At 66.2% G+C, this 16,548-nt stretch carries 16 protein-coding genes; 7 read left to right on the top strand and 9 right to left on the bottom strand.

Features of this window, described 5'->3' with window-relative positions; translation table 11 throughout:
* Nucleotides 1–29: 29 nt before the first annotated feature.
* Both FCF25_RS05555 and FCF25_RS05550 read right to left on the bottom strand, forming a co-directional pair.
* The gene (locus FCF25_RS05555; RefSeq protein WP_117595151.1) at nucleotides 30–1,373 is read right to left on the bottom strand and encodes an aspartate aminotransferase family protein; all 1,344 of its coding nucleotides are present in this window, start codon (nucleotides 1,371–1,373) and stop codon (nucleotides 30–32) included.
* Between the two features lie 83 nt (nucleotides 1,374–1,456).
* A complete protein-coding gene (locus tag FCF25_RS05550) occupies nucleotides 1,457–2,755 on the bottom strand; it encodes an MgtC/SapB family protein (RefSeq protein WP_117595150.1) in 1,299 nt (432 codons plus the stop codon).
* A 78-nt stretch (nucleotides 2,756–2,833) separates the two neighbouring features.
* Between FCF25_RS05550 and FCF25_RS05545 the strand changes: the two genes are divergently transcribed.
* Nucleotides 2,834–4,261 (top strand): AI-2E family transporter, encoded by a 1,428-nt coding sequence (locus FCF25_RS05545; protein ID WP_137047587.1) that lies wholly within the window; start codon nucleotides 2,834–2,836, stop codon nucleotides 4,259–4,261.
* Between the two features lie 14 nt (nucleotides 4,262–4,275).
* Here the strand turns inward: FCF25_RS05545 and FCF25_RS05540 are convergent, their stop codons facing one another.
* Nucleotides 4,276–4,587: a PadR family transcriptional regulator gene (locus tag FCF25_RS05540; protein ID WP_117595148.1), complete on the bottom strand. Its 312-nt coding sequence runs from the start codon at nucleotides 4,585–4,587 to the stop codon at nucleotides 4,276–4,278.
* Between the two features lie 283 nt (nucleotides 4,588–4,870).
* Here FCF25_RS05540 and FCF25_RS05535 point away from each other — a divergent pair, with 283 nt between their 5' ends.
* The gene (locus FCF25_RS05535) at nucleotides 4,871–5,161 is read left to right on the top strand and encodes an amphi-Trp domain-containing protein (RefSeq protein ID WP_117595147.1); all 291 of its coding nucleotides are present in this window, start codon (nucleotides 4,871–4,873) and stop codon (nucleotides 5,159–5,161) included.
* A 231-nt stretch (nucleotides 5,162–5,392) separates the two neighbouring features.
* On the opposite strand, the gene FCF25_RS15520 is transcribed toward FCF25_RS05535, so the two are convergent.
* Complete coding sequence (locus tag FCF25_RS15520) at nucleotides 5,393–5,539, bottom strand: hypothetical protein (protein ID WP_168191209.1); 147 nt, start codon at nucleotides 5,537–5,539, stop codon at nucleotides 5,393–5,395.
* A gap of 181 nt (nucleotides 5,540–5,720) precedes the next feature.
* Nucleotides 5,721–6,002: a PadR family transcriptional regulator gene (locus FCF25_RS05530; protein WP_117595340.1), complete on the bottom strand. Its 282-nt coding sequence runs from the start codon at nucleotides 6,000–6,002 to the stop codon at nucleotides 5,721–5,723.
* A 185-nt stretch (nucleotides 6,003–6,187) separates the two neighbouring features.
* Here FCF25_RS05530 and FCF25_RS05525 point away from each other — a divergent pair, with 185 nt between their 5' ends.
* On the top strand, nucleotides 6,188–6,898 hold the full coding sequence (locus tag FCF25_RS05525; protein WP_137047585.1) for a hypothetical protein: 711 nt from the start codon (nucleotides 6,188–6,190) through the stop codon (nucleotides 6,896–6,898).
* 68 nt (nucleotides 6,899–6,966) lie between these two features.
* Here FCF25_RS05525 and FCF25_RS05520 read toward each other — a convergent pair whose 3' ends face one another.
* Complete coding sequence (locus tag FCF25_RS05520) at nucleotides 6,967–7,905, bottom strand: bifunctional methylenetetrahydrofolate dehydrogenase/methenyltetrahydrofolate cyclohydrolase (RefSeq protein ID WP_137047583.1); 939 nt, start codon at nucleotides 7,903–7,905, stop codon at nucleotides 6,967–6,969.
* Between the two features lie 239 nt (nucleotides 7,906–8,144).
* On the opposite strand from FCF25_RS05520, the gene FCF25_RS05515 reads away from it, so the two are divergent.
* A complete protein-coding gene (locus tag FCF25_RS05515) occupies nucleotides 8,145–8,570 on the top strand; it encodes a universal stress protein (protein ID WP_117595144.1) in 426 nt (141 codons plus the stop codon).
* Between the two features lie 23 nt (nucleotides 8,571–8,593).
* Here FCF25_RS05515 and glyA read toward each other — a convergent pair whose 3' ends face one another.
* On the bottom strand, nucleotides 8,594–9,841 hold the full coding sequence (gene glyA, locus FCF25_RS05510) for a serine hydroxymethyltransferase (protein ID WP_137047581.1): 1,248 nt from the start codon (nucleotides 9,839–9,841) through the stop codon (nucleotides 8,594–8,596).
* Between the two features lie 354 nt (nucleotides 9,842–10,195).
* On the opposite strand from glyA, the gene FCF25_RS05505 reads away from it, so the two are divergent.
* Nucleotides 10,196–12,259, top strand: a complete 2,064-nt coding sequence (locus tag FCF25_RS05505) for a hypothetical protein (protein WP_137047579.1) — start codon at nucleotides 10,196–10,198, stop codon at nucleotides 12,257–12,259.
* Between the two features lie 15 nt (nucleotides 12,260–12,274).
* On the opposite strand, the gene FCF25_RS05500 is transcribed toward FCF25_RS05505, so the two are convergent.
* Entirely contained in the window at nucleotides 12,275–12,457 is a 183-nt protein-coding gene (locus FCF25_RS05500) for a hypothetical protein (protein WP_137047577.1), read from the bottom strand.
* A gap of 159 nt (nucleotides 12,458–12,616) precedes the next feature.
* Here FCF25_RS05500 and tbsP point away from each other — a divergent pair, with 159 nt between their 5' ends.
* Both tbsP and FCF25_RS05490 read left to right on the top strand, forming a co-directional pair.
* Nucleotides 12,617–13,435, top strand: a complete 819-nt coding sequence (gene tbsP / locus FCF25_RS05495; RefSeq protein WP_117595140.1) for a transcriptional regulator TbsP — start codon at nucleotides 12,617–12,619, stop codon at nucleotides 13,433–13,435.
* A gap of 234 nt (nucleotides 13,436–13,669) precedes the next feature.
* Entirely contained in the window at nucleotides 13,670–15,406 is a 1,737-nt protein-coding gene (locus tag FCF25_RS05490) for a YcaO-like family protein (protein ID WP_137047575.1), read from the top strand.
* Between the two features lie 16 nt (nucleotides 15,407–15,422).
* Here FCF25_RS05490 and FCF25_RS05485 read toward each other — a convergent pair whose 3' ends face one another.
* The gene (locus tag FCF25_RS05485) at nucleotides 15,423–16,475 is read right to left on the bottom strand and encodes a mechanosensitive ion channel family protein (protein ID WP_137047573.1); all 1,053 of its coding nucleotides are present in this window, start codon (nucleotides 16,473–16,475) and stop codon (nucleotides 15,423–15,425) included.
* Nucleotides 16,476–16,548: the final 73 nt, after the last annotated feature.

The following is a 16,548-nucleotide window of genomic DNA, read 5'->3' as shown; positions in this document are numbered from 1 at the left end:
GGTCGGTCTCTCGTCCGACCGCTACCCGCTCAGGCCGTCGCTTCGATGGCCTCACAGAGCAGGTCGCAGCCGAGCGAAATCTCGCGCTCGGTCACGTCGAGCGGCGGCAGGATTCGAAGCACCTTGTACCCGCACGAGAGCGTGAGCAGGCCGCGCTTCAGTGCCGCCTCCTGCACCGCGTCGCGGTGTTCTTTCGTCTCGAACTCGACGGCGAGCATCAGTCCCTTCCCGCGGAGGTCTTCGACGCCCGGCAGGTCGGCGTCGGCCAGCGTCTCGAGGAACTGCTCGCCGCGCACGACGGCGTTGTCCATCAGGTCGTACTCCTCGATGGCGTCGAGCGTGAGCGCGCCCTGCAGCGAGGCGATGATGTCACCCGCACCCCACGTCGAGGAGATTCGACTCTTCTCGGCGGGGAATATCTCCTCCTTCGAGATGGTCGCGCCGACGCGCAGCGACTTCGCGGCGGTGATGACGTCCGGTTCGATGGGGAAGTGGTCCGACCCCCACATCTTCCCGGTCCGGCCCACGCCGGACTGAATCTCGTCGGCGACGAGCGTGATGTCGTACTCGTCGACGAGGTCGGCGAGCTCCCGCATGAACGCGTCGCTCGGGATGCGGTAGCCGCCCTCGCCCTGAATCGGTTCGAGGATGATGTAGGAGAGCTCCTCGGGGTTGATGTGGCCGCGCTTGGGGTGGAGTTTCTCGCGGAGTCGGGAAGTGCCGTCGACGAAGAAGCCGCAGGAACAGCTATCCTCCGAACAGGTTCGGTCGTCGCAGTAGGGCATGTCGTGGACGCCCGATATCTCGGGGAACTTCCGCCGGTAGACCTCTTTCGAGCGGTTCAGGGAGAGCGCGCCCAGCGTCCGCCCGTGGAACGCGCCGTCGAAGGTGATGCCGTACTTGCCGCCGTCGGCGTGGTCGTAGCTGATTTTGATGGCGTTCTCGACGGCTTCGGCGCCGGAGTTCGAGAGGAAGACGGTGTCCATCCCGTAGTGGTCGGTGGCGTCGACGAGGCGCTCCATCAGCCCCGCCGGACCCGGCAGCGGGTCGTCGTCGAACTCGTGGCCGCTGGAGGCGTAGAAGTCCTGTCCGGCGATTTTGAGCGGGTCGACGAGGTCGAACTCCGACATCGGCTCCATGATCTTCGGGTTGTTGTACCCGAGCGGCGCGGCGGCGACGTGGCTCGTGAAGTCCAAGAGGACGTTGCCGTCGACGTCGGTGCAGAACGGACCCTCCGCCGGGGCGGAGGTGTCCCAGACGAAGTCGTAGACGTACGTGCTCGGGGCGGCGTGTTCGCGGTGTCGCTCGGCCCACTGCCGGGCGCGTCGCCCGGGCATCGCTTCGACGCTGGGGGTTACCGTCTCGCGGTCCATGACCCGCGGTACGGAGAGACATATGTTAAGAGATTCGTTACGATTGAGGAAAGATTTGCACCCGGGCTCCTCCGCCGGGCGACTCAGCCGAACAGCGCGACGGCCGCCGTGGTGACGCCGGAGAGAACGAGGACGACGACGCTCCAGAACGCCACCCGCCGAGCGAACGGTTTCGGTCCCGCCGCCGACAGCGCCGCTTTGACGACGATGCTGGATGCGGTCGCCAACAGCACCGCGATGACGGCGTCGGGCCCGCCGATGGTTCCGCTCCGGTAGAGGAGAACGGCCGACGTGGTCGCACCCGCGGAGGAGACGAGTCCCGAGGCGAACGCGCTGATGAACAGCCCCGTCGACCCGAACTCGGCCTGTGCGAGCGTCCCCGACGCGAGGATGAGCAGGAAGACGAACCCGAACGAGAGTGCGTTCTGCAGCGAGAACGGACTCTCGAGGTCCATCTCCACGTTCGCCTTCCAATCGGCGACGAGCGCGGCGATGGCGACGCTCCCGACGACGATGACGCCGAGCGGAACGACGGCGGTGGTCAGCGTCGGCCCCGAGGAGTTCAGCGTGAACAGCAGAACGATAGCGAGGTTTCGAACGGCCATCGCGGCGTTGGCGAGCAACACCCCGGCGACGCCGTAGGTCGCCGCTTCCGGTCGCTGGTTGACGTGGTCCAGCATCGTCCCGACGACGGCCGTCGAGGAGGCGAGACCGCCGAAGAACCCGGTGACCGCGATGCCGCGACTGCCGTAGCTTCTGACCACGGCGTAGTTGACGATGCCGATGCCGGCTACGGTGACGACCATCAACCACGCGACGCGAGGCTCCAGCGGGATGCCGTAGACGTCTATCTCGCCCGGCGGCAACAGCGGATAGACGACGAACGCGAGGATGGCGAACTCCGTCGACGACCGAAGCTCTTCGCGCGAGAGCGCGCCCGCGAATCCGTGTAGTTCGCGTTTGAGCACGAGCAACAGCGAGGAGACGACGGCGACGGTGACCCCCGCGAGCACGTAACCCGACGCGACGAGCGCACCGACGCCGTAGGCGACGAGCAGCGAGACGGACGTGGTGAGCGACAGCCCCTCGTCCTCTCCGTCGCGAAGACTCTCCGCCGCGAGGAGTATCCCCTGGACGATGACTAACACGCCGCCGACGGCCAGCAACGCCTCGCCGAGGTTCTCCTCGCGAGCGAGAATAGTGAACACCGCGGCGACGAGACTCGTCAGCGAGAACGTTCGGATGCCGGCGGACTTGTCCGACCACTCGCGCTCTAACCCCAGAAACAGCCCCAGCGCGGCGGCTAAGACGAGCCGGGCGACCGTCTCGTCGAGCGAAGGCGGCAACGGACCCCCCGACTGCAGAACCGATAGAGAGAGCATATCCCGTCTGCTACGTGACCACCCGTGTTAACTCTCCGGGCGCGACACCCTTTTGTCACCTCCACACAGCCTCTTGGTATGTCGACTGAGAAGGACGTCGATGCTCCGAGGACGCTTCTGGGTTTCGACCGCTCCCGACTCGGCTGGTGGTTCCTCGCGGCCCTCCTGGCTGTCGCCCTCTGCTACGTCGTGTACTCGTTCGTCGGCACCGTCGTGTTCGGCCTGTTCATCTACTACGCGACGCGACCCATCTTCCGGCGACTCGACGAGCGGATTCATCCGCCGAGTCTCGCGGCCGCCGTCGCCATGTTCGCGCTGGTGCTGCCGGCGCTGGCGCTCGTGGGCTACGCGCTGCTCATAGTGGTCCGGCAACTCGGCTCGGTGACGGGCAACGGAATCAGTCCCGAACGACTCGGCATCGATCCGACCGTCCTCGAACAGCTCACGGAGTTGACGGACGTTCGAGCGCTACTGTCGGGCGATCTGCTCCAGTATCTCACGGCCTCGAACCTCCAGTCGGCGCTCGACTCGCTGGGTTCGGCGGCGGGGACGCTCGCGTTTCTCGGCATCGGGCTCATCCACCTGTTCGTGATGAGCGCGCTGGCGTTCTACCTGCTGCGCGACGACCGGAAGCTCGCCTCGTGGTTCGAGTGGCGCATCGCCGGCGAGAACAGCGTCGCCGTCGCCTACCTCCGCGCCGTCGACAACGACCTCAACAGCATCTTCTTCGGAAACATCCTCAACGCCGCCGTCACCGGCACTATCGCCGTTATCGCGTACTCGGCGTTGAACGCGTTCGCGCCGCCGGGCGTCGCCATCCCCGCGGCGGCGCTCGTCGGGCTGCTGGCGGGCGTCGCCAGCCTCGTCCCCGTCGTCGGGATGAAACTGGTGTACTTCCCGGTCGCCATCTACATGGCGCTCGTCGCGCTGGTGCCGCCGTCGAACCCCGCCGGTCTCTGGTTCGTCGCCGCCTTCGCCGCCGTCTCGTTCGTCGTCGTCGACACCATCCCGGACCTCGTGCTCCGACCGTACGTCTCGGGCCGCTCCCTGCACGTCGGCGCGGTGATGCTCGCGTACACCCTCGGCCCGCTGCTGTTCGGTTGGTACGGTATCTTCCTCATGCCGGTGCTGCTGGTACTCGTCGTCCACTTCGCGCGCATCATCCTCCCGGAACTCGTCTCAGGCGACCCGATTCGGCCGTACGCCGTCGACCCGAGTTGGCTGCCCGGCGACCCGGTCGAGGACGCCGCGACCCAGCCGACAAACGGCGGTGAAGCGGTCTCGGACCCGGTCGAGCGACGCCAGTCCCAGTCTCAGCCCCGGCCCCGGTCGACCGGGGCCGACGCGGCGGACGAAAACGGGGGCGTCGGAACTGACGGAACCGACGGAAACGAAGGCGACGCTGGCGATTCTGCGGCCGGCGCGGCCCCGAACTCGGAGAGCGACGACGCGGCGTCGGAGAGCGACGACACTTCCGAGGCGTCTGACGACGAGAAACAGTCGTGATGTAGTCGGCGAACTCAGTTCTCGACTTCGACCCCGGCGTCGGCTTCGCTCTCGGACTCGACGTACCGGGACTCCCAGTTCGAACGAGCGTTTATCTCGCGCCGTCCGCGTCGAGTGAGCGTGTAGTAGTTCGTGCGCCGGTCGCGCTGGCCTTTGTCCACCAGTCCTTTCTCGACGAGGGTGTCGAGATTCGGATACAGCCGACCGTGGTGAATCTCCTTCTCGTAGTAGTCCTCTAACTCCTCTTTGATGGCCAGGCCGTGTGGTTCCTCTAATCCCGCGATCACGTACAGCAAGTCTCGTTGGAATCCTGTCAGGTCGTACATCGGTAACGTCTACGCCGGTATTTCTGTCGGATTGAAATAAGCATATCGACTACCTCTTCCTGATACCGTCTCGTAACGGTTCTGCGCTCGGTCTCCTCCATCCCTGTACAGATAACTGAAGTGAATTATTGCCGGCAGACGGTCGGTTGTCCGGTGAATATGTCCAGGATTCGACCATGAGTTTCGGCGTCGGTCCGTCTCCGACGCCGGGGCTTCCGTCTCCGACCCGGAGCGTCTCAGAGGGTGCGCTGGGCTTATGCCCCAGGTCGACGTACGGTATCGTATGCCGGAAGAAGTACTTTTCAAGACGGAACATCGTCAGCGCCGTGCGGACGTCGCCAACTACCTTCGGACCGTCGCGGACAAACTCGACTCGGGCGACCCGATCACGCTCTCGGCCGGCGACCAGTCGGTGACACTCGACGTCCCCGCGCAGCCGACGTTCGAGGTGAAAGCCGAACGGGAGACGTCGGCGACGAGCGACTCGGCCGAACTCAGCGTCGAGTTCGAGTTGGAGTGGGACGAGGGTAGCAGCGGCGAAGGCGGTGTCGACGGCGAACTCAGCATCGAGTGACGCTGTCTGCGGACGTCGAATTTTCCGGTAGCGGACGCTCGTGAGAGACGAACGCGCCGCTCGGAGTGTCGTGTATCAAAAGGAAAGCAAGCCACGCGAAATACCGCGTGGGTGCTTGCCGCCCTGAATTGGTCCCCGCTGACGCTTCGGCCCTCCAAGCGAAGCGTCACGACCATCTACCGCGCGTTTTTACTTAAACTTACCGACGGCGCGTGAGACCTTCGTTTTCGCTTAGATGTGTTCCTCTTCGAGCACCCAACCGAGTGCGCGCTTGTAGTACGTGAACATCTGTTTGACCCGCTCGTGACGCATCTCCTCGTCTTCGAGTTGCGTTTTGAGGAACTCGTACTGTTCTCGAACCTCGGCTTCGTTACGCATCGGTCGAACGTAGACCGACGACCACCAAAGAACCCGCCGCCGCGTAGCGTGATGTCGGCGCCGGGTGACAGCAGACGCCGCCTTGTCGCCGGTACCGGCCGCGTGATAGTGCCTCAGTTAGTCTCGTCCGCACCGCCTTCGGCCTCGACGGCGGGTCGGTTCCACGAACGACGGCTCGTGGTCAGGCACTCACGGTGAAGTACTGGTCTTCCCACTCGCGGCGTTGTTTGAGCAGTTCTTCACCCGATTCGGTGATGTCGTAGTAGTTCGTCCGACGGTCGATCGCGCCCTTCTCGACGTACTCTTTCTCGACGAGTACGTCCAGGTTCGGGTAGAGGCGACCGTGGTTGACCTCCGAGTCGAGGTACGACTCCAACTCGCCCTTTATCTGTTGCCCGGACGGCTTGTCCAATCCCGCCATCACGTACAGCAGGTCCCGTTGGAAACCACTGAGGTCGTTCATCATCGCGAATAAACTTCAACACCGTACAGTATAGTTCCTCGGAGGCTTACAAAAGCGTGAAAGTCAGTCTCCGAGGCATATTTTTGTCACGTCGGTCGCCGCAGCGGTGTCTCCGACTCCATCTCGACTCGCGGTGCGAAGACAGCAGCCAGTGTTGTTTTCCCTCGCGCGGGCGAAACGACTCCATGGAGATTCGGGGACGACGCGAGTGTGCGGAGTGCGGAACTCGCTGGTCGTACTACGAGACGGGCAGCGTCAGTTGTCCCGACTGCGGCAGCATCAGAAGCGTCGGCGTCGACGAGCGGAAACGACACACCGATTCGGCGGAGCCGTTGGAGTTGACCGACCTGAAGACGACGCTCGTCGACGGCGAGGTGGGAGACGTCGTCGACGAACTGAAGACCCGGCTTCGAGAGTACATCAGGAAGCGCGGCTTCGTCCGCGAGGGTCAACTCCACCCGCTGGACGGCGAGATTCTCGTCGCGGCTGAGCTGCTGCACGCCGCCGACGTGTACGCCCGCTCGCGGGAGACGACCGATGCGGAGTATCTCTACGTCTTGACGCTCGTCGACGGCGTCGAGGCCGGTGACCGACCCGAACCGGCGGACGTGCCCCGGTCGATGGCGGCCGCTCGCGGCCTCGCGTACGCGACGATTATCTCGAAGTACCGCCGCGAGGCGGTGACGTGGCTCGAAGAGAACCCCGACGCGGAGGCGCAGTCGACGCTCGGCACGGTACGCGACCACGAGAAGCGAGTTCACGCGCTCGACGGCGACGTTCCGATGGCCGACTCGGAGGCGCTGGTTCGCGCGACGCAGGAACTCGGCGCGTACCTCGCCACCGACGACGTAGACGCGTTGGCGACGGCGCAGAACAGGCTCTCTCGGTTGGGGTAAGCCGACTCCGTCTACACCGACCCGACGCACCCCGTCCGTCGCTCCCGGGGATTTCGACCGACAGCCGTTCAGGGGAGCTCGACGTCGACGCCGGACTGCTCGCCGGCGGCTTTGACGGTGTTGTACAGCAGCATCGCACGGGTCATCGGACCGACGCCGCCGGGGACGGGCGTGATGGCGCTGGCTTTCTCCTTGGCGCTCTCGAACTCGACGTCGCCGACGAGCTCGTACCCCTTCTCCGTATCGGCCTCGTCAGACTCCGTCTGACTGCCCTCCGAATGCCGTTCGGAGACATCCACGCGGTTGACGCCCACGTCGACGACGGTGACGCCCTCCGAGAGCATCTCGCCGGTGACGAGCTCCGGGACGCCGACGGCGGCGACGACGATGTCCGCCTGCTCGGTCTTCGCCGCGAGGTCCTTCGTCCGGGAGTGACAGACGGTGACCGTCGCGTTGCCGCCCTCGGCTTTCTGAATCAGGAGGTTCGCCAGCGGTTTGCCGACGATGTCGGAACGGCCGACGACGACGACGTCTTTGCCCTCGGGGTCGACCCCGGTCGCTTCGAGGAGTTTCTGGACGCCGTGGGGCGTGCAGGGTTTGAAGCGCGCGTCGCCGGCGACGAGGCGACCGACGTTCTCGGGGTGGAAGCCGTCGGCGTCCTTCTCGGGCGCGATAGAGCGGAGGACGCGTCGGGTGTCGACGTGGTCCGGAACGGGCATCTGCACGAGGATACCGTGGACGTCCGGGTCGGCGTTCAGGTCGTCGATGGTGGCGTACAGCTCCTCGGCCGGGGCTTCGGGGTCGAGTTCGACGTGGATGCCGTTTATGCCGACCTCTTCGCAATCCCGCTGTTTCATCGAGACGTACGTCTCGCTGGCGGGGTCGTCACTCATCAGCACGGTCGCGAGCCCGGGCGTCACGCCCGCGTCCGTCAGTGTCGAGATGGCGTCTTGGAGGTCCGCGCGAATCTCGGCGGCGATGGCGTTGCCGTCGATTATCTCGGTCATGAGTGAACTGGTGGCCGCCTTCGCCTTCAATGCTCGGATTCGTGCATACTATAGTTCTATATCTGTGAAATTTATGCACGAACTTGGTTGCGTCCGTGGGCGCGTCGCCGGTTCGGTCCCGGGTCTCGACGCTCGTGTCGAAAGAGACGCGAGACGGCTACTCACGCCGGCAGTCCTACGTCGTGTGATTCGTCCGCTCACGCCGTGTTTTATCTCGGTCGTCGCCGTAGTCGGAGACGATGTACGACACGATTCTCCTTCCGACTGACGGAAGCGACGGCTCCGAACAGGCGGCGAAACACGCGTTCGACCTCGCGCGGCAGTACGATGCGACGGTCCACGTCCTCTACGTCGCAGACACGCAGCGAGACAGTCTCACCACGGTCGGCACCGAGGTAGTCGACGCGCTCGAAGCCGAAGGGCAGGACGCGGTGTCGGCGATCACCGAGAGCGACGTCGCCCACGGCGTCGACGTCGAGGAAGTCGTCGTCCAGGGCCACCCCGACGACGAGATTCTCGACTACATCGAGGACAACGCCGTCGACCTCGTGGTGATGGCGACCCACGGACGCAGCGGTCTCGGGCGTTACCTCCTCGGCAGCACGACCGAGAAAATCGTCCGCAGGTCGCCCGTTCCGGTGTTCACGGTCCGCGTCGAAGAGTAGCGACTGCCGTTTCTACGTCGGTTTTACTCGTACAGCGGGTGCGCCTCGCAGAGGTCCCTGACGCTCGCGCTCACGTCTTCGAGCACGGCGTCGTCGTCGTGGTTGTCGACGACGCGGTAGATGAGGTCGCCGACCTCGGCGGTCGCCTCCTCGTCGAAACCGCGGGTCGTGAGTCCGGGCGTGCCCGCGCGGATGCCGCTGGGGTTGAACGCCGAGCGCGTCTCGCCGGGGACTGTGTTGGCGTTGAGGACGACGCCGACCGATTCGAGCGCCTCCTCGGCCTCGCCGCCGGTGAGGTCGGGGTGCGACTCGCGCAGGTCGACGAGCACGAGGTGGGTGTCGGTGCCGCCGGAGACGACGCCGAGCCCGTTCTCCGCGAACGTCTCCGCCAGCGTCTTCGCGTTGGCGACGACGCGCTCCGCGTACTCCTCGAACTCGGGCTGCATCGCCTCGTGGAAGCCGACGGCTTTGCCCGCGATGTTGTGCATGAGCGGGCCGCCCTGCGCGCCGGGGAAGACGGCCGAGTCGACGGCTTTCGCGTGCTCCTCGCTCGTCATGATGATGCCGCCGCGACCCGCGCGGATGGTCTTGTGCGTCGACCCGGTGACGAAGTCGGCGACGCCGACCGGCGAGGGGTGGACGCCCGCCGCGACGAGGCCGGTGATGTGGGCGATGTCGGCGAGGTGGTACGCGCCCACGTCGTCTGCGACGTCCTGGATGCGCTCCCACTCCACCGCACGCGGGTACGCGGAGTACCCGGAGACGATGATGTCCGGTTCGAACTCGCGGGCCTGTTCTTCGAGCGCGTCGTAGTCGATGTAACCCGTCTCGGCGTCGACGTGGTACTGCTCGACGTCGTACAGTTTCCCCGTGAAGTTCGCCGGGTGGCCGTGGCTCAGGTGGCCGCCGTGGTTCAGTTCCAAGGAGAGAATCTTGTCGCCCGGTTCGAGCATGGCGAGGTAGACGCCCATGTTCGCCTGCGTCCCCGAGTGCGGCTGGACGTTGACGTGCTCTGCGCCCCACAGCTCTTTCGCCCGGTCGATGGCGAGGCGTTCGACCTCGTCGGCGTACTCGCAGCCGGCGTAGTAGCGAGAGCCCGGGTAGCCCTCGGCGTACTTGTTGGTCAGCGCGCTGCCCTGTGCCTCCAACACGGCGCGACTGACGTGGTTCTCGCTCGCAATCATCGCCAGCGTCTCCTGCTGGCGAGTCACTTCGCCGGAGAGGGCGTCTGCGACCGCCGGGTCGACCTCGCGTACGTGCTCGTAGTCCATGTCTGTCGTGGCGGCTGAAATCGCATTAAGTGTGTCCCTCTCCCCGCATCTTTCCGCTCTCCGCTCGGCGGCGCCCCCCGCCTTCCGCTCGGCGGCGCCCCCCGCCTTCCGCTCGGCGGCGCCCCCCGCCTTCCGCTCGGCGGCGACCCCCGCCTTCCTCACGACGTGCCCCCGAAGCTTCGCCCCCGGCCGCCCGGAACGGCGGACCCTCCGGCGGTCGCCCGTCCACCGCGGACGATGCGGGCTCCGAACGCTCCCGAAACAGCCGATATCTGGACGTAGACGGCCGAAAAACCGGTTTTCTCCCCCTCCGACAGAGATATACGTCGCCGGTCGTCTATTTGTGTATCCGACATGATTTCGGTGGAGTCGACCGAACAAGGAATTCGAGCCGTTGACTCCTCGAAGACGTCTATCGACGTCGCCGCCGAGCGCTGGACGGAGACGGACGAGGGACCGACGGTCCCTCGGGAACCGGACGTCACCGTCTCCGGAACGACGACGCAGTTGCGCTTTCCGCCGGTGTTCGTCGTCGCCGAGACGACGGGGGGAGACAGCTACGAACTCGCCAGCGAAGTCGGGCCGATACCGCTCCCGTCGGACGAGTACGTCGTCCGCGTCGAGGGAAACGTACTGGCGTACGTCGCGTTCTCGGGGCCCGCACGGCTCGAGAAACCGAACTACGAGGCGTCGATACTCTCGTTTCCGGAGCCGACGTCGGTCACTCTCGGCTTCCGAAGCCGAACCCAGGAACCGGCCGAGACGGTCGTCGTTCCGCGGACGCCCGAGGGCATCGCGACGGCGCTGTCGCAGTTCCCGTCGGGACACCGGACGACGACCGCCGACCGGTCGTATCCGACGATGCGCGACCACCCGCCGCGAATCGCCTTCGGCGACGCGGTCTCGATTCCGGACGTCGTCTCCAGACGACGCGAGGAGACGGCCATCGAACTGCGCCTCCCGGCCAGTCTCGACTATCTCTTTCCGGCGTCGTCGCTGGCGCACTACCTCGGGGCGAACGTCTCAGTCGACTCGGACGACTCGGACGACTCGGTGACGCCGCGAATCGAAGCCGCCGGCCGCGTCCACGAACTACCGACGCTCCCGTCGTTTCAGTACGAGACGGCGTCGCTGCTTCGGCGGACGTTCCTCCTGGACTGTCTGGTCAGAAACGCGGGTCCGCACGGCACCGACCTCGCCGAGTACCGGCTGCTCTCGGAGCTCGGTCTGGACGCCGACCGGTTGTACGCCGCTCCCGTGGCGGAGCGACTGAACGCCTACCTCGACGCGCCGTTCGAGCGCGTCTCCGAGGAGTTGCCCGAGTGGCACCTCTCGATGTACGTCGAACCGACGATGTCGCACGCGGAGACGCTCCCGTATCTCCTGCAGAACGTCCCGAACATCTTCCTGCCGGAGTCGACGCCGCTCGACGGCGGCGAGCGCCTCTCGCGGTCGCTCGACGACTTCTATCGCGGTACTAAACCGTCGCCCAGAGAGTCCGTCGCCATCGACCTCACGAAACCGAAACTCGGCCCCGGCCGCACGCACGGGTGGCTCGCCGGCGGCGTCCCCATCGACGTGTTCAAGGGCATCCCCGAGGCGTACGAGAACCGGTTCGACTTCCTGGGCCGCGCCGGCGACTCCATCTCCGTCGTCGCCATCCTCAACGACAGCGGGATGAAAGACGAGCACGCCGACGCCGCCCGGATCTACCGCGAGCGCGCCGCCGACCTCGACATCGATATCGAAGTCCGCGAGCATCTGACGACGGAGGAGCTCGCGACCGTGTTCGAGACGCCGCACGACTTCGTCCACTACATCGGCCACTGCGACCGAGCGGGGCTGCGCTGTCCGGACGGTAACCTCTCGGTGTCGTCGCTGTCGGCATCGAACGTGCAGACGTTCTTCCTGAACGCTTGCGGGTCGTTCTACGAGGGAGTCGGCCTCGTCGAACGCGGTAGCGTCGCCGGCGCGGTGACGTTCAACCGCGTCGTCGACAGCCAAGCGGCGAAAGTCGGGACGATGTTCGTCCGACTGCTCGTCCACGGGTTCTGTTTCGAGCGCGCCATGCAGATGGCGCGTCGGCGCATCATGACCGGCAAAGACTACGCCGTCGTCGGCGACGGAACGCACGTGCTCGCGCAGTCGGACAACTACGTCTCCTCGGACGCCGTGCTCACTCGCCTCGACGACGGGCGGTTCGAACTCCAGTACAGCGTCCACTCGCCGTGGATCAACGGCGGCTACTTCCAGACGCACATCACCCCCGACGACGAGTCGCGGTTGCTCGGGTCGGTCGGCACGTACGTCCTCGAACAGACCGAACTGTGCGAGTTTTTGGAGCACGCCGACACGCCCATCGTCTACGACGGCGACATCCACTGGTCCGACGAACTGCTGACGCTGCTCCGCTCCTGAGCGCCGAACCCCCGATTACGGACCGGTAGACGTACTGTGAGCGTTGTACGGCTCCACGAACGTCTCCGCGCCGACCGTCCCCTGCGTCCCGATTCCCAGGAGGAGTGCGATACAGACCACGAACACGCGCGGGTGTCGAGCGACCCACGTCGTCGCAGACGTTACGATGTGACTCCGTTCGGAATAGTTCTCTGACATATACGGCGAATTATGTAGCATGACGGTAGTTAACAATTGCGGAAAGTGTAGAATAACAAACAACCGGGGCCGTCGAAAGCGTTCTCGGGCGTTCTACGAATCCAACCGCGAATTAGCGTTAATATTAAATAATCACGCACCGTTTATGACCACAGCAACATGGCCTCGAATTTACTCGAAGAACAGATAGAGGATATTCTCAGCGCCGCGCTGGAAGACGCAGACGACGAACTGTTCGTCGTCGACCCGTCGGCCGAAGCGGTCGAGGAGCTCATCGCCGTCGCTACTTCGGTAGACACGGACCTGCCGACCATCCGGATGGTCGCCGACGAAGGAATCCTGAAAGACGTGATGGGCGACTTCATCGTCGCCAGCAACGCCGCCGACCTCATCGACGCGGGCGCGCTCTCGATGCGCACCATCGACGAGGAGATCGACAACGCGTTGCTCGTCACCAGCGACGCCGTGATGGCGCTGGTCACCGCGAACGACCGCGTCGCCGCGCTGACGACCGAAGACGCCGAGTTCGTCGACGCCGCCTTCGAGACGTACGAGACGCTCTGGGAGGAGTCGCCCGACTTCAAACTCCGCACGCCCCCGATCTCGCGCGTCCGCGACACGCTCGGAACCGAGATCGGCGACCAGGCGGAGTCGGACTTCGACGCCGTCCTCGCCTCGCTCGAAACCGCGCGCGGTGACGGCGACGGTCTCGACGAAGTCACCATCAGCCTCCTCGTCGCGGCGAAGAACGACGTCCTGCTGTACGACATCTCGAAGTGGGGCGAAGACGTCGGCATCGCCTCGAAGGCGACGTTCTCGCGCACGAAGACGAAGCTCGAAGACATGGGCCTCATCGACACGGAGAAGGTCCCCATCGACGTCGGTCGCCCGCGCCTCCGCCTCAAACTCGGCGACGACCGACTCCGCGGCGCCAGCGGCGACGAACTCGCCAGCGTCGCGATGAGCATGCTCAACTAAACCCACGTTTTTCCACCTCGGGGCCGCGCTTCGCGCAACCCACTCGGTGCAAAAACCTGGACTAAAAAGGCCGCGCGCTCGGCCGATGGCCTCGCGCGCGGTACTGTGGCACTACACCCGACAGCGGCCGCACCGTCTCCGCGACCGTATCCCCGCCACGTCGGCGTGCGGAACCCCGTCGAGTTCGACACGCCGAACGACGCCTTTTCTTTCCTCTCGTCCCTCTGGCGAGCCATGCACGTCGGTCTCGTCGGCTCGGGTCCCGCCGCGGAGTCGCTTCGCGCCGCGTTCGCGGACATCGACGCACAGGTCTCGGAAACGACACCCGGCTCCCTCGCCGACTTCGACGTCGGTGCCGTCGTCGCGCCCGCCGGAAGCGACGCGTTCGCGCGGGCGAACGACCTCGCCGACCGCTGGGTCGCCGTCGAGATCGGCGGCGTCGGGGGCCACCCCCTCTCCGCGCTCGACGCCTCTGTCTCCGTGTTCGACGCCGAATCGGGGTGTTTCCGCTGCCTCCGCGCGCGCGTCTCCTCGAACCTCGACGACGACGTGACGGCCGACCGCCCCCGCGGCGACAGGGCGGCGGTCCGCCTCGCCGGTGCCGTCGCGGGTCGGCGCGCCGTCTCGCTGCTCTCGGGCGACGGCGTCGCGGGAACCGTGGTCGAACTGCCCGGCCCCGAGCGGGAGTTCCACCCGGTTCCGGGCTGTGACTGCGCCGCTCCCCGCGACCGGACGCTCTCGTTCGCTCACCGCGACGCCGACCTCGACGACTCGCTCGCGCGGGCCGAGCGGGCGCTCGACGACCGGGTCGGCCTCGTCCGCAGCGTCGGCGAGCGCGCGTCGTTCCCGGTGCCGTACTACTTCGCACAGACCGCGGACACGACCGTCTTCTCGGACGCCCGGGCGGCCGAGTTCGCCGCCGGCGCCGACGCCGACTGGAACCCGGCGTTCATGAAAGCGCTCGGCGAGGCGTTAGAGCGCTACTGTGCGGGCGTCTACCGAAGCGGGGAGTTCGTCACCGCCCCGGAGACGAACCGCGCGAACCCGGTTTCGCCGCGGCGGTTCGTCCGCCCCGACGGGCGGGAGACGGCGGGTCGAGACGAGGCGATTCAGTGGGTCGAGGGGACCGACCTCGACTCCCGGGAGACCGTCTCGCTCCCGGCGGAGTTCGTCCAGTTCCCGCCGCCGACCGAACGGCACAAGCCCGCCATCACGACCGGTCTCGGCCTCGGCAACTCGACGGTCGAAGCCTGCCTCTCGGGACTGTACGAGGTGCTCGAACGCGACGCGACGATGCTCGCGTGGTACTCGACGTTCGACCCGCTGGAACTCGTCGTCGACGACGACGGGTTCGAGGCGCTCGTCGGCCGCGCACGCGCGGAGTCGCTGTCGGTGACGCCGCTCTTGGTGACGCAGGACGTCGACGTCCCGGTCGTCGCCGTCGCGGTCCATCGCGGCGGTGCGAGTGCCGAGAGGGGGGAAGACGGAGCGGCCGCGTGGCCGCGCTTCGCCCTCGGCTCCGGGGCGAATCTGGACGCCACGGCGGCCGCTCGCTCGGCGCTTGCGGAGGCGCTGCAGAACTGGACCGAACTCCGTTCGATGGGTCCCGAACGGGCGGCCGGCGAGAGCGGCGCTATCGGCGAGTACGCCGACTTCCCGCGGGCGGCGCGTCGGTTCGTCGACGCCGCCGGCCGGGTGCGCGCCGACGACGTGGGGACCGCCGAGCTGTCGGGTACCGAAGAGCTCGAAGCGGTCGTCTCGCGGGCGTCCGCCGCGGGTCTCGACACCTACGCTGCGCGGGTCACGACGCCCGACGTGGCGGCGCTCGGGTTCGAGGCGGTCAGAGTCGTCGCCCCGGAGGCGCAGCCGCTCTTTACGGGCGAAACGTTCTTCGGCGAGCGAGCGCGGCGAGTGCCGGCGGACCTCGGATTCGAGGCGCAGTTGGACGCGCCGTTCCATCCGTATCCGTAGCGCGCGAGTTCGAGACTCAGGTGTTCCGCCCGGAGGGGTCCTCGGCGTTCGAGATGCGCTCGCCGTCGCCGGGGAGCGACCGCCAGTTCCCGGTGCCGACGTTCACGTTCGCCGTGCCGCTGGTCTCGTCGAAGACGAGGTGCTGGTGCGGGTAGGCGAACTCCAGCGTCGCGTCGGACTCCTCGAACTGCGTCTTGATTCGCGTCTGGACCTTCGAGCGAACGGTGAGAAGCTTGTACGGCTGTTTCGCCCAGTAACGCAGCGTCAGGACGATACCGTGGTCGCCGTACTCGTCGAGGTAGCACGTCGGTTTCGCCGGGTAACGGGCGCTGCCGATGCGGATGGCGGGACCCCCCTCGATGACGTCCTCGCAGTTCCGCGCCGCCCGTTCGATGAGTCGTCGCGCCGTCTCGACGTCCGACTCGTAGGTGACCACGACGTTGAGCGTGAGTCGCGTCCGTTTGTCCTCCGCGGAGTGGTTGACGACGTCGCGTTCGCGGATCGAGGAGTTCGGCAGCACGAGGAAGGTGTTGTCGAGGGTGAACATCTTCGTGTACCGAATCGTTATCTCCTCGACGAAGCCGCGCTCGCCGCTGTCGAGTTCGATCATGTCGCCGATCTCGTACGGCTGGTCGGCGAGGATGAACAGCCCGTTGATGACGCTGCCGATGATGGGCGCGAGGACGATACCGACCACCGCAGTGAACACGGTCCCGAAGACGAAGATGTCGGGGAAGGTGACGTTGTACGCGCCGAGCGCGACGAACATCGAGAGGATGACGACGAGGACCCTGATGCCCGAGAGCACCAGCTGCGCGACGCTCTGGCGAGCGAACCGCTTTGCGACGGGACGACCGAGCAGTCGGACGACGAGTTTCGAGAGATAGACGCCGGCCAGGAGGATGAGCAGCGCGAGGGCGAACCGCCAGCCCGGAATCTGCTGGAGCCACTCGGGGACGAGACTGGCGAGGAGCTTACCGACGCCCTCTGCGGTGCTCTCGGAGCCGTCGGGGGTGGTCGTCTGCTGGAGTACGACGGGCGGAACCGCCGGTACTCGACCCGCTATCATTGAGACACGTGACTCAGGCAACGCGAAAAAGCGTTGTCCTCCGGAGGCGACGCCGCGGCCGTACGAAGCGGGC

This window comes from Haloprofundus sp. MHR1, assembly GCF_005155585.1.
Classification (GTDB): Archaea; Halobacteriota; Halobacteria; order Halobacteriales; family Haloferacaceae; genus Haloprofundus; species Haloprofundus halophilus.
The sequence above is the reverse complement of the archived record's forward strand: the minus strand, read 5'-3'. Positions and strand labels throughout refer to the sequence as shown.